Annotated in this window: 10 protein-coding genes; 5 read left to right on the forward strand and 5 right to left on the reverse strand. The window is 57.4% G+C overall.

The window, feature by feature from the left end:
- The first annotated feature begins 214 nt into the window (after nt 1–214).
- Nucleotides 215–1,120: a LysR family transcriptional regulator gene (locus tag FE795_RS13540; protein ID WP_131070848.1), complete on the forward strand. Its 906-nt coding sequence runs from the start codon at nt 215–217 to the stop codon at nt 1,118–1,120.
- A 254-nt stretch (nt 1,121–1,374) separates the two neighbouring features.
- Here the strand turns inward: FE795_RS13540 and FE795_RS13545 are convergent, their stop codons facing one another.
- From FE795_RS13545 to FE795_RS13560, 4 genes are all read right to left on the reverse strand, one after another.
- Nucleotides 1,375–1,611 carry a hypothetical protein gene (locus FE795_RS13545; protein ID WP_003802313.1) on the reverse strand — a complete coding sequence of 79 codons (237 nt, stop codon included), beginning with the start codon at nt 1,609–1,611 and terminating at the stop codon, nt 1,375–1,377.
- Nucleotides 1,612–2,165: 554 nt separating this feature from the next.
- Nucleotides 2,166–3,758, reverse strand: coding sequence for an alkyl hydroperoxide reductase subunit F (ahpF, locus tag FE795_RS13550; RefSeq protein ID WP_003802315.1), 1,593 nt, complete (start codon nt 3,756–3,758; stop codon nt 2,166–2,168).
- A gap of 116 nt (nt 3,759–3,874) precedes the next feature.
- The gene (gene ahpC, locus FE795_RS13555; RefSeq protein ID WP_003802317.1) at nt 3,875–4,438 is read right to left on the reverse strand and encodes an alkyl hydroperoxide reductase subunit C; all 564 of its coding nucleotides are present in this window, start codon (nt 4,436–4,438) and stop codon (nt 3,875–3,877) included.
- A 191-nt stretch (nt 4,439–4,629) separates the two neighbouring features.
- Complete coding sequence (locus tag FE795_RS13560) at nt 4,630–6,066, reverse strand: aminotransferase-like domain-containing protein (RefSeq protein WP_230406196.1); 1,437 nt, start codon at nt 6,064–6,066, stop codon at nt 4,630–4,632.
- Nucleotides 6,067–6,216: 150 nt separating this feature from the next.
- On the opposite strand from FE795_RS13560, the gene FE795_RS13565 reads away from it, so the two are divergent.
- The 4 genes from FE795_RS13565 (at nt 6,217) to FE795_RS13580 (ending at nt 10,253) form a co-directional block, all read left to right on the forward strand.
- The gene (locus FE795_RS13565) at nt 6,217–7,107 is read left to right on the forward strand and encodes a DMT family transporter (protein WP_003802320.1); all 891 of its coding nucleotides are present in this window, start codon (nt 6,217–6,219) and stop codon (nt 7,105–7,107) included.
- Nucleotides 7,108–7,293: 186 nt separating this feature from the next.
- Nucleotides 7,294–8,031, forward strand: coding sequence for a phosphoadenylyl-sulfate reductase (locus FE795_RS13570; RefSeq protein ID WP_131070849.1), 738 nt, complete (start codon nt 7,294–7,296; stop codon nt 8,029–8,031).
- Nucleotides 8,032–8,040: 9 nt separating this feature from the next.
- Nucleotides 8,041–8,952, forward strand: coding sequence for a sulfate adenylyltransferase subunit CysD (gene cysD, locus FE795_RS13575; RefSeq protein ID WP_059318309.1), 912 nt, complete (start codon nt 8,041–8,043; stop codon nt 8,950–8,952).
- A complete protein-coding gene (locus FE795_RS13580; RefSeq protein WP_131070850.1) occupies nt 8,952–10,253 on the forward strand; it encodes a sulfate adenylyltransferase subunit 1 in 1,302 nt (433 codons plus the stop codon). The genes cysD and FE795_RS13580 overlap by 1 nt, the downstream gene beginning before the upstream one ends.
- A gap of 48 nt (nt 10,254–10,301) precedes the next feature.
- On the opposite strand, the gene FE795_RS13585 is transcribed toward FE795_RS13580, so the two are convergent.
- On the reverse strand, nt 10,302–11,705 hold the full coding sequence (locus FE795_RS13585; RefSeq protein WP_131070851.1) for an amino acid permease: 1,404 nt from the start codon (nt 11,703–11,705) through the stop codon (nt 10,302–10,304).
- Nucleotides 11,706–11,852: the final 147 nt, after the last annotated feature.

The raw sequence follows: 11,852 nt of genomic DNA on the forward strand, positions 1-11,852 counted from the left end.
AAGGGGCCGGGGCCGAAAGCGCCAGGCGAGATCTTCACGCAACAGAACGACATCACGCTTTAAAAGTGGTGGCGGTAAGAGCCGGAAATAAAAAGCCGAAATCGCCCTGACAACAGGCGTTTATGTTTTTTGAACAAAGCCAGCATAGCATCGCCATAATGAATAAAATAACTGCACAAAAGTCGTAAAATTCATAGAAAAAAGGACATTGAACATGGACATCCGGTCCTTAAGATACTTCATTGAAACCGTTAAACATCAAAGCTTTACACAGGCAGCGCAGAGCCTGAACGTGACGCAGTCAACCATCAGCAAGATGGTGAGACAACTGGAAGATGAGCTGGGGGAACCCTTGCTGATCCGCGATCACCGGCACCTGCAGCTGACCGATTGCGGCAAAGTGGTGCTGGAGCGCGGGCAGGAGGTATTGCAGAGCATGCAGGGACTGCTGCGAGAGGTGCACGAAGTGCAGGCTTTGCAGCGTGGCCGTCTGGATCTGGGCATTCCGCCCATGATTAATGTGCTGTTTACAGAAGTGCTCAAGACGTTCAAGAATCGGCACCCACGCATCGAGCTTATTTTGCACGAGGAGACCGGCATGGGAATTGAGCGCATGGTTGCCGCGGGCACAGTCGAAATGGGGTTGAGCATTTTGCCCCTGGGACCCGAGTTAAATGTGTCGGCTACACCGGTGGCCAAGCATGCGGTCTGGGCGATTGGCCATAAAGACACGCTGCCCGCTGGACAAAAAACCATCAAACTGCGGGAGCTGGAAAAGCATCCTTTGATTTTTCTGGGCGAAGACTACGCCCTGACCCGCATGCTGCGGCGCGCCTTTGCCCACGCGGGCTTGCAAATCAATATCGCTGCGCAGAGCAATCAATGGGATTGGGTCGCGTCCATGGCGCAAGCGGGCATGGGAGTGGCCTTGTTACCCCAGCCATTCCTGTCCCGGCTGGAACCGGGCGATTGGCTTGCCAAAGAGGTTGTGGAGCCTGGACTGAACTGGGAAGTGGCTCTGCTCTGGAATGGGCGCTATCTGTCGCAGGCGGCCAGGGCCTGGCTGCAAGTTTGCAGCGATGTGCTGGGTGGAAACTGGCCGGAGCTGGAGGGTGATTAATCATTAGAAAGGGGGATCGCCCCCCTCCTCGATTGCCGAGACAGCGCTTTACCTGTCTGCTCGTCATCGACGGTGTACCCGGGTCGCAACACAGACGACGTTGAGCGTGAATGCTCCGCTCCGTACCAGACAGCCAGTCTCAGCAAGCCACGGGGCGGAGCCGGCGCTTACGCAAGGTTTGGAAAGACTCATGCCCTTAGCAGACCGGGTAAGCGCAGCCTTGCGCAGACGCTTACCGTCAGCGTCAATCGACTCTATTTCACATAGTGCTCAATGGGTGAATGATCGTCCAGTCTCAACACCCGACCATCGATCAATAAGGACGGCAGCCGGGTGACACCAGCAGCAAGTGCATCCGCAACACACTCCTTCTGCTCCGAGAGATTGAACGCCTGATAGTGATGGGCAGGCGTGGAAAAGATCTGGCTCAGCAGCGTATTAATATCCAAGCAAATATTACAGCCATCATGAAAGAGTGTGACCTTGATCATTGAACGTCCTTTATGTGTAAGAGTCTCGATGCATGGGAAAACTCGCCGTCGTACCGGCCTGACCCGCTAAGCCTTAAGCCGGAACACCACGTCCCAGGGATCAGGGCTCAGGCCCACTCCCCGAGTCAAGGCCTCAGAAGGGAACCAAGCAAACCTCGATTATGTCCTGTGACAGAAAAGCATCATAGCAAAAATAAACCAATGGCAAGCTGCCCGTTCGTCTCAAATCGCTATCCGAGACTCCACATCATTCGGGCCGACCCGTGCTCCCGCAGCAAACCATCTGACGAGCGTTCCCACACACGTCCCTGGGCTTGCATGCTGAGAAACCTTACCGCCTCACACAGGGCCAGCCTGGACTTTCAGGCAGGCTTTGCAAGAGGGGCACAATCGCCTCTCATTCGACCCGCTTTGCACATGTCCACGCCAATACAAGCCATAGCGATGCAAAGCGCCTACCCAAGAGCAGGCGTTGCCAAAAGAACTGCATAAAAAAAGGGCCGCCCCAAACAGGGCGACCCTCTTGCACCAGCCAGTCCAATAATCAGAAAGACTTAAGCCGTTGCGTTTTCTACCACTGGCGCTTCAAGCTCGGCCGAACTGCGGATCAGGTAATCAAAAGCGCTCAAAGCCGCTTTGGCACCCTCACCGGCAGCAATCACGATCTGTTTGTACGGCACTGTTGTCACGTCCCCGGCGGCAAATACGCCCGCCAATGACGTGGCACCGCGTACATCGACCTCGATCTCGCCGTGGCGCGACAAGGCCACATCGCTACCTTTGAGCCATTCCGTGTTGGGCACCAGGCCAATCTGAACAAACACGCCATCCAGCTTCAGGCTCTTGGCTTGCTGAGTCGCACGATCCAGGTAGTTCAAACCGACCACCTTGGTGCCATCACCCAGCACTTCCGTAGTCTGAGCCTGCATGATGATGGTTACGTTAGGCAGGCTGCGCAACTTGTTCTGCAAGACCTGGTCAGCGCGCAAGGCATCGCCAAACTCGATCAGGGTGACATGCTTGACCAGACCGGCCAGGTCAATCGCAGCTTCAACGCCGGAATTACCGCCGCCCACCACTGCCACATCCTTGCCCTTGAACAAAGGACCATCACAGTGCGGGCAGTACGCCACGCCACGGTTACGGTAATCCTGTTCACCAGGCACGTTCAGTTCACGCCAGCGCGCACCTGTCGCCAAAATGACAGACTTGGCCTTGAGTTGAGCGCCGCCATCGACATCCACCACAATCTGCTTGCCTTCACGACGAATGCCCTGGGCACGGTGCAGATTCATGATGTCCACGTCGTACGTTTTAACGTGTTGCTCCAGCGCGGTCGCAAATGCAGGGCCATTGGTTTCGACAACCGAGATGTAGTTCTCGATCGACATGGTATCGAGCACCTGACCGCCAAAACGCTCGGCCAGCACACCCGTGCGGATTCCCTTGCGAGCGGCATACACGGCAGCGGCTGCACCGGCGGGTCCACCACCCACAATCAGCACATCAAATTCGTCCTTGGCATTCAAGGCTTCGGCACGAGCCGAGTTATCACCCGTATCCAGCTTGGCCAGCAATTCCTCGGCACTGGCACGCCCCTGGTGGAACATTTCACCATTCAGGAACACGGCCGGAACCGACATGATGTTGCGCTGTTGGACTTCGTCCTGGAACAGGGCGCCATCAATTGCCACGTGCTTGATACGTGGGTTGATCACGGACATGGCGTTCAGAGCCTGAACCACGTCAGGACAGTTCTGGCACGACAGCGAGAAATAGGTTTCAAACACAAAGTCGCCGGGCAGATTACGGATCTGCTCAATCACAGCGGCATCCAGTTTGATCTCGTGACCACCGACTTGCAGCAGGGCCAGGATCAAAGAGGTAAATTCGTGTCCCATCGGAATACCCGCAAAGCTCACGCTAATGTCGGTACCGGGACGGTTGATCTGGAAGGAAGGCTTGCGCTCTTGCGCATCCGCATCTTCACGATAGCTGGTCTTGTCGGACAGACCATCAATTTCTTGCAACAGTTCGCGCAGCTCGACGGACTTGGCGCCAGTATCCAGCGACGCAACGATCTCGATCGGTTGCGTGATCTTCTCGAGGTATGCCTTCAATTGAGTTTTGATGTTTGCATCTAACATGTGATACGCCCTTTATCCTGTACTGAACGAAACAACATAGGGTGCCTGAACCGGTCAGGCACCGGGGTGGCGGCGCAGCGCGCCGACCACCACTCAAGACTCGTGTTTAAACAGTCTTAGATCTTGCCAACCAGGTCCAGGGAAGGAGTCAGCGTCTTGGCGCCTTCTTCCCACTTGGCTGGGCAAACTTCACCGGGGTGAGCGGCGATGTACTGAGCAGCTTTCACTTTGCGCAGCAGCTCGGAAGCCACACGGCCGATACCGTTGTCGTGGATTTCCAGAACCTTGATTTCGCCTTCTGGGTTCACCACGAACGTGCCACGCAGAGCAATACCTTCTTCCTCAATCAGCACGCCAAAGTTGCGCGACAGTTGATGAGTGGGGTCACCAATCATGGGGTAGTTCACTTTGCCGATGGCTTCGGAGGTGTCGTGCCATGCTTTGTGAGCAAAGTGGGTGTCGGTGGACACGGAGTAGACCTCTACGCCCATTTTTTGGAATTCGGCGTAATGATCGGCCAGATCTTCCAGTTCGGTTGGGCAAACAAAGGTAAAGTCGGCTGGGTAGAAAACAAAAACAGCCCACTTACCGGCAACGGTTTCGTTGCTGACTTCGATAAATTTGCCGTTGTGAAAAGCGGTTGCTTTAAAAGGTTTGATGACGGTGTTGATCAAAGACATATTTGCTCCGGTGAGTGATTAATCATTGACAGTAAAGCCATTATAGGAAGCCCCTGTCGATTAGTAAAATTGATTAATGCAATAACGCTCATTGCTATTAGCTATCGCACGTCGCATAAAAATTTCTTTCTATGCAGCGCACAGACTTATGCTAACAGAGACAGATGACAGTGCAACTATCAGCACTCAAGCTATAAGGCTTCTGCGTTCGGCACGCTCGTCGCGATCCGCCTTGCCGTGGCCAAACAACTGGCAAAATCGCTCCAAAAAGGGGCATCGTCGCCCAAGGAGACGTTGATGCGCATATAAGTAGATGGTTGCTGCTGCGGAGAAAACAAGGCCCCGGGAACGAGCAAGTGACCGGGGCGCCCCAACGCGCGCACCAGGCTTTCCGTATCCACCCCTGTATTCACCCAGACAAACATGCCCGCCTGCGCGGGAGCATCCGGTGTCAGGCCCAACTGAGCCAATTGTTCAAGCGTGCGCTGCCGGTCAGCGTCGGCATAACGACGCAGCCGGTCCAGATGTTTACGATAGGGCCCGTCTACCAACACCCGGTGGATCACGCGCTCACTCAATTCGGGCGAGGTCAGACCCGCCAGCATCTTCAGATTCACCAGCGACCGCAGCAACTCGGGGGCGGCCGCCATATAGGCCACCCGCAACCCTGCGGCCATGACCTTGGAATACCCTCCTACCAAGGTGACCCGCTTGAGCTGATCGAGCTGAGCCAGACGGCACGCGGGGTGGGCGTGCAACTCGCTATAGGTATCGTCCTCAATGATGTGAAAATCCCAGGTCTGCGCCAAGGTCAAAATACCGTGCGCAACCGCCGGGCTCAGGCTAAAGCCGGTAGGGTTGTGCACGACGGTATTCAAAATAACCAGCCGGGGGCGATGGTCGTGCGCCAATTGTTCCAGTACAGCCAGATCAGGGCCGTCCGCCCGGCGCGGCACACTGAGCACGCGCACATCCACGACTGCCAGACGGGCAAAGAGCAAATACCAGGCAGGGTCCTCGACCACCACGGCATCGCCAGGTCGCAGCCAATGACGCAATAGCAGGTCCAATGCCTGCGTCACACCACTGCACAATAAAAGCTGCGTGTCGGGGTCTGCCGGTATGCCACTGTCTTCGAGCTGCCCCGCGATATGCTGCCGCAAGGGCCGGTAGCCGTGAGAATGGCCATACCCCAGCAAACTGGAACCCGCACTGCGACTGACTTGCCGCAAGGCTGCCAGGATCATGTCGTTATCGAGCCACTGGCGCGGAATGCCCGCGTTGTCGCTATTGCCCATAAAGCTGTTGAGCATCCAGTTGACATCGATTTTGCACGGCTCTTTTTTCTGTACCTGCAAGGACTCCGAGCGCAAGCGCCGTGGACTGAGCACCCGTACAAAAAAGCCAGAACCGGGCCGCGACTCCACCAAACCCAAAGCCATCAACTTCTCGTAGGCCGCCACCACAGTGTGAGGACTGACCCCGGTGGACTGCGCCAGTCGGCGCACCGAGGGTAGACGGCTACCGCCCCGATATCGCAAATGTAAGGCCTGCTGCACCCACGCAACCAATTGATCGCTGAGCGTGACATCCGAACCGCGTACGGGCTCCCAATCCATCCATTCCATCGTGCCGACCTTTCGAAAGAGTGCTGACTGTAACGCCTGCCTGAGCAGTACAGTCTAGTTACCGATCGCCAAACTGTACCGCCACTGTATTGGCTGTTTATTTTAAGCTCAATGTTGTGATAAACCTATTTCCTGACCGTGGTGATATTCATGAACCGCAGCACCAGCCTTCCCATGCCCACTGCCGCTCCCGCCTTGCTGACCTACCTCTACGCCTTTATCGGCGTTACCGTCTTTGCCTTTACCTTGCCCATGACGCGGCTGGCTGTGCAAAGCTTTGATCCCTGGCTGATCGGAATGGCACGAGCCAGTATCGCCGGGGTGTTTGCGGCCATCATTTTGCTGGCCACCCGCAGCCGTCGCCCCACTGCGTCGGAATGGCGCGGCATCGCCCTGTCCTGTACCGGTGTGATCGTAGGCTGGCCCGTGTTTTCCTCGATTGCCATGCAGACAGTGCCGTCTTCGCACGGAGCCGTGTTAAGCGGGCTGATTCCTTTGGCGACCGCCATTGTTGCCTCTGCCCGCAGCGGAGACCCCTTGAGCCGCCGCTTCTGGATGTTGAGCCTGCTGGGTGCCGTACTGGTTCTACTCTATGCTTTCTATATTGGTGAAGGCGCCCTGCAAACCGGCGATATCTGGCTGGCCCTGGCCGTCTTCATGTCTGGCGTGGGCTATGCCGAAGGTGGCCGTGTGGCTCGAACCCTGGGTGGCTGGCGCACTATTTGCTGGTGCCTGGCGGCCAGCCTGCCGCTCACCATTCCTGCCACCCTGTGGCTGGCCTTTCCCATGGCAGAGATGCCTTCTTCCCACTCTGTCCTGGCCCTGCTCTATCTGGCCCTGTTTTCATCCTTGCTGGGGTTTTTCCCCTGGTACAAGGCCATGGCCCTGGGTGGGGTCGCTCGTATTGGACAGGTGCAACTGGCCCAGCCTTTTCTGACTGTGCTCATCTCGGCCGTATGGTTGAGCGAACGTGTGGATCTGCTGACCTGGCTCTCGTGCATCGTCATCATCGCCATTATTGCCGCCAGCCGCCGCGCCTGAAAACACCATGACAAGGCGGCTAAATACAGCAGGGGCATATTCACCTAACTAATACTTCGTTCCCAGCGTGGACTCGCGCAAGCACACTGGCTCATCATCCCATGAACCATGTAAGGCAATAGCGCGGCCCACGTGACTCCGTTTTGAGCCGGGCCGGCACTGGTATTGCCACAAGGACAGTCGATCATGCCCGCCCAAGCCCCTGCCGCGCTTGCCCTGAGCGCCCGGCCCCTGATGCTGTGGAAACAACTGCGCGACGATCTGCAAGTCATCGCGCACGAACATGCTGATGCCGTTCTGGCCAGTTCCCTGGCCGCGGAAGACATGGTGTTGTTTCATGCCATGTCCATCTACACCCCCGAGCTGGAAACCGTTACCCTGGATACCGGTCGTCTGCACGCAGAGACCTTGCAGTTGGGGCGCGACATCCAGCAACACTACGAGCGCCCTATCCTGTTTTTTCACCCTGACCCGGACCGGGTGCAGGAACACGTCGCCACGCATGGCACACACGCTTTTTACGAAAGCGTGGAACTGCGCAAAGAATGCTGCGCGATCCGCAAAGTGGAACCGCTGCGCCGTGCCTTGCAAGGCCGATCGGCCTGGATCACCGGCCAGCGTCGCGAACAGACCGCCAGCCGCACCGAGCTGTCCCGCAAGGAATACGACAGCGTCTTCGGGCTGCAGAAATTCAACCCCTTGATCGAATGGACGCAGGACGATGTCTGGGCCGTGATCCGCGGACTGAGCATCCCTTACAACCCACTGCACGACCAGGGCTACCCCTCCATAGGCTGCGAGCCCTGTACGCGCGCCATTCGTCCCGGTGAAGACGTGCGCGCCGGGCGCTGGTGGTGGGAACAGCGCGACAGCCTGGAATGCGGCCTGCACGCCAGCAATCTGAATACCCGTGTCAGCACCTGAAGGAACCCCATGGGCGAACCACTCTCTACCCGTACTCACCTGGACTGGCTGGAAGCCGAAGCCATTTTCATTCTGCGCGAAATCGCAGCTGAAGCTGAAAAACCCGTGCTGCTGTTCTCCGGCGGCAAGGACTCGGCCGTTCTGCTGCAACTGGCCCAGAAAGCCTTTGCGCCCGGCCCACTGCCGTTTCCCTTGTTGCACGTGGACACCGGCCACAACTATCCGGAAGTCATCGAATTTCGAGATCGCCGCGCCGCTGAACTGAACGCCGAACTGATTGTGCGCAGCGTGGAAGAGTCCATCGCGCGTGGCACCGTGGTGCTGCGCAACGAAACCGCCAGCCGCAACGGTGCCCAAGCCGTCACCTTGCTGGAAGCCATTGCCGAATTTGGCTTTGATGCCTGTTTCGGTGGTGCCCGCCGTGACGAAGAAAAAGCGCGCGCCAAAGAGCGCATCGTGTCCTTTCGCGACGAATTCGGCCAATGGGACCCCAAAGCGCAACGCCCCGAGCTGTGGCACCTGTTCAACACCCGCATCCACAAAGGCGAGAACCTGCGCGTTTTCCCGATTTCCAACTGGACCGAGCTGGATGTGTGGCAATACATCCAGCGTGAGGCGATTGATCTGCCATCCATCTACTACACCCACTCCCGTGAGGTGGTGGAGCGCCAGGGCCTGATCGTTCCCATCACCCCGCTGACTCCCTTGCTGGAGGGTGAGACCTCCGCATGGCGCGACGTGCGTTTTCGCACCGTAGGCGATATTTCCTGCACCTGCCCCGTACTCTCTACCGCCGCGTCCGTGCAGGACATTATTGCTGAAACCGCCTTGGCCACCATTACCGAGCGCGGTGCCACCCGCATGGATGACCAGACTTCCGAAGCCTCCATGGAACACCGCAAGAAACAAGGATATTTCTAATGAACACCGTCAATGACGCCTGGCTGCAGGCTGCCGATCAGGGCGTGCTGCGCCTGATTACCGCTGGCTCCGTGGACGACGGCAAATCCACCCTGATTGGCCGTCTGCTGGTTGACAGCCAGGGCGTATTTGCCGACCAGATTGCGGCTATTCAGCGCTCCAAGTACAAGCGCGGCGACGATGCCGAACCCGATCTGGCCTTGCTGACTGACGGCCTGGAGGCCGAGCGCGAACAAGGTATTACCATTGATGTGGCCTATCGCTACTTTGCCACGCCCAAACGCAAGTTCATCGTGGCCGACACGCCGGGACACGAGCAATACACCCGTAACATGATTACGGGTGCCTCCACCGCCCAGGCGGCCATCATCCTGATTGATGCGCACCGCGCCAAAGACGGAGAGTTACTGACCCAGACCAAGCGCCACAGCACCGTTGCCAAACTGCTGGGCCTGCGTCATATCGTGGTGGCGGTGAACAAGATGGACCTGGTCGATTGGGACCAAGCCGTGTTCGAGCGCATCCATCAAGCCTACCGCCAGTTGGCCACGCAGCTGGGTATCGAACACTTCCATATCATTCCGCTCTCGGCCCTGAAAGGCGAGAACATCACCCAGGCATCGCCGCACACACCTTGGTATCAAGGCTTGCCCCTGCTGCCTTTGCTCGAATCGCTGGATCTGCGCGAGAACATTCAGCGCCCTGCCCGTTTGTTTGTGCAATGGGTGGCGCGTCATGGTGGCAGCAGCGCCGATGGCTTTCGGGGCTATGCTGGTCAGCTCAGCGGTGGCCGCCTGCAGGTGGGTGATAGCGTTCAGGTATGGCCCAGCGCCAAAACCGCACTTATCACCCAGCTCTTTCGCGCGGGCCAGGAGCAGATCCAGGTCAGCGACGGAGACGCCGTCACTGTGGTGCTGGATCGAGAACTGGATATTTCGCGCGGCGATTTATTCACATTGGCCCACGATCCCGTTAGCACCAGCAAACGATTTGATGCACAGCTATGTTGGCTGGACGAGCAGGCTCTCAACACCTCCCGTTCCTACTGGCTCAAACAGGGAACACGGCTGACGCAGGCCAAGGTGCAGGCGGTACATGCCTTGCGCGACGTACACAGCCTGCAAGAGCAGCAGGCAGCCGACACCCTGTCCTTGAATGATATTGGCCGCGTCAGTCTGGTCAGTCGGGACCCGCTGGTGCTGGACGACTATCAGGATCATTCCAGCACGGGCTCTTTCATCTTGATCGACCCCAGCACCAACCAGACCGTCGCTGCCGGACTCGTTCAAAAGGCTGCATGACATCCGCTGTGCGGCAGGACCTGTGCCTGCCGCATTGCGTGCCTGAGGTTACAAGGACCATCCCTGCCGCATCTGCCCAGCCTGGCGGGCACCACGTCGAAGCCTGATAAACGCCGCCAGCACAATGCAGGCGCTGACCCCTAAAGTCATGGCCAACTGGTAACGGTAGGCCTCCACCATCGCCATATACACCAGCACCGCCAGGATCAGGATGATGGACAAATAGGTCAGCCAGGGAAAAAGCCACATCTTGAAGGGCAGGTCTATGCCTTTTTTTTCCGCTTCGCGCCGCGACAATAGCTGGGACACTGCAATCACCAGATAGACCAGCAAGGCGATGGCCCCGGTGGTCGAGAGCAAGAAGGAAAATACCTGGCCGGGCAAGAGGTAGTTCACCAAACACCCTGCAAAGCCGGCCAAGGTCGAGACAAGCACCGCGTTATAAGGGACACCTTTGGGCGAAACCCGGGCAATACAAGCCGGAGCGTCGCCACGGACGGACAGGGAATAGATCATTCGAGAGGCCGTATACAGGCCGGAATTCATGCAGGAGGTCACGGCGATCAAGACCACCACATCCACCAGCAATTTGGCCTGGGGCAGTTGCAACACTTCCAAGGTACGCTGAAATGAACCCACCTGCGGGAGCCTGGGATCGTCATACCCCACAATCAAGACAATCAAGGAAATCGACAGCACATAAAACAAGGAGATTCGGTAGACCACCAGGTTAGTCGCCTTACGTATTTTTTCCTGAGGCTTATCCGTTTCGGCTGCGGCAATCGTCACAATTTCCGCCCCAAAAAATGAAAACATCGTAATCAAAATACCTGCCAGCACCGCCCCCATGCCCTGCGGCGCGAAGTTGCTGAACACGGGAACCATGGGTACCTTGCCCCCCTCGACCCACGGCCAAAAACCGGTCAGGGCGCACAGGCAAGCCACAATAAACACAATGATTGCCAACACCTTGATCAAGGCGAACCAGAATTCAAACTCGCCAAAATTCTTGACGCTAAACAGATTGGTCGCCGACAAGGCAACCATAATGACAATCGAAAACACCCACGAGGGTATATCCGGCATCCATTGATGCAGGATGTCGGCACCGGCAATGGCCTCGACCGGAATAATCAACCCCCAGAACCACCAGTACAACCAGCCAATGGAAAAGCCCGCCCACGGCCCGATCGCCCGCGCGGCATAGGTGGAGAATGAACCGCTGTCCGGGTTGGCCACGGCCATCTCGCCCAGCATGCGCATCACTAGCAGCACCAGGGCTCCCGTCAATATGTAAGACAATACCGCCGCGGGTCCGGTTTTCGCGATGGCATTGGCGGAGCCAATAAAAAGTCCAGCGCCGATAATCCCCGCAATCGAAATCATGGACATCTGTCTTGAGTTCAGGCCGTGCGCGAGCGCGCCCCGACCTGCCTGATCAGGCATAGTCATTCTTGTCTCCTCGCTTTTTTATTTCATGGCGGCACCAGCCGAGCCCGCCTGAGATGCCCTTGCGATAGGCTTGGCCGATCAGGGGCACCTCTTATCCATGAGCACCACCCTGTGCGGGTCGCAGGCCCTGCCGATCAGCGGTCAGGG

The organism is Alcaligenes ammonioxydans, from assembly GCF_019343455.1.
In the GTDB taxonomy this organism is placed as follows: Bacteria; Pseudomonadota; Gammaproteobacteria; order Burkholderiales; family Burkholderiaceae_B; genus Alcaligenes; species Alcaligenes ammonioxydans.

What these genes read in the sequence shown, in the direction of transcription:
- ahpC (WP_003802317.1), bottom strand. Translation starts at nt 4,438, where the DNA reads ATGTCTTTGATCAACACCGTCATCAAACCTTTTAAAGCAACCGCTTTT.
- cysD (WP_059318309.1), top strand. Translation starts at nt 8,041, where the DNA reads ATGGGCGAACCACTCTCTACCCGTACTCACCTGGACTGGCTGGAAGCC.
- FE795_RS13565 (WP_003802320.1), top strand. Translation starts at nt 6,217, where the DNA reads ATGAACCGCAGCACCAGCCTTCCCATGCCCACTGCCGCTCCCGCCTTG.
- ahpF (WP_003802315.1), bottom strand. Translation starts at nt 3,758, where the DNA reads ATGTTAGATGCAAACATCAAAACTCAATTGAAGGCATACCTCGAGAAG.
- FE795_RS13580 (WP_131070850.1), top strand. Translation starts at nt 8,952, where the DNA reads ATGAACACCGTCAATGACGCCTGGCTGCAGGCTGCCGATCAGGGCGTG.
- FE795_RS13545 (WP_003802313.1), bottom strand. Translation starts at nt 1,611, where the DNA reads ATGATCAAGGTCACACTCTTTCATGATGGCTGTAATATTTGCTTGGAT.
- FE795_RS13585 (WP_131070851.1), bottom strand. Translation starts at nt 11,705, where the DNA reads ATGACTATGCCTGATCAGGCAGGTCGGGGCGCGCTCGCGCACGGCCTG.
- FE795_RS13540 (WP_131070848.1), top strand. Translation starts at nt 215, where the DNA reads ATGGACATCCGGTCCTTAAGATACTTCATTGAAACCGTTAAACATCAA.
- FE795_RS13560 (WP_230406196.1), bottom strand. Translation starts at nt 6,066, where the DNA reads ATGGAATGGATGGATTGGGAGCCCGTACGCGGTTCGGATGTCACGCTC.
- FE795_RS13570 (WP_131070849.1), top strand. Translation starts at nt 7,294, where the DNA reads ATGCCCGCCCAAGCCCCTGCCGCGCTTGCCCTGAGCGCCCGGCCCCTG.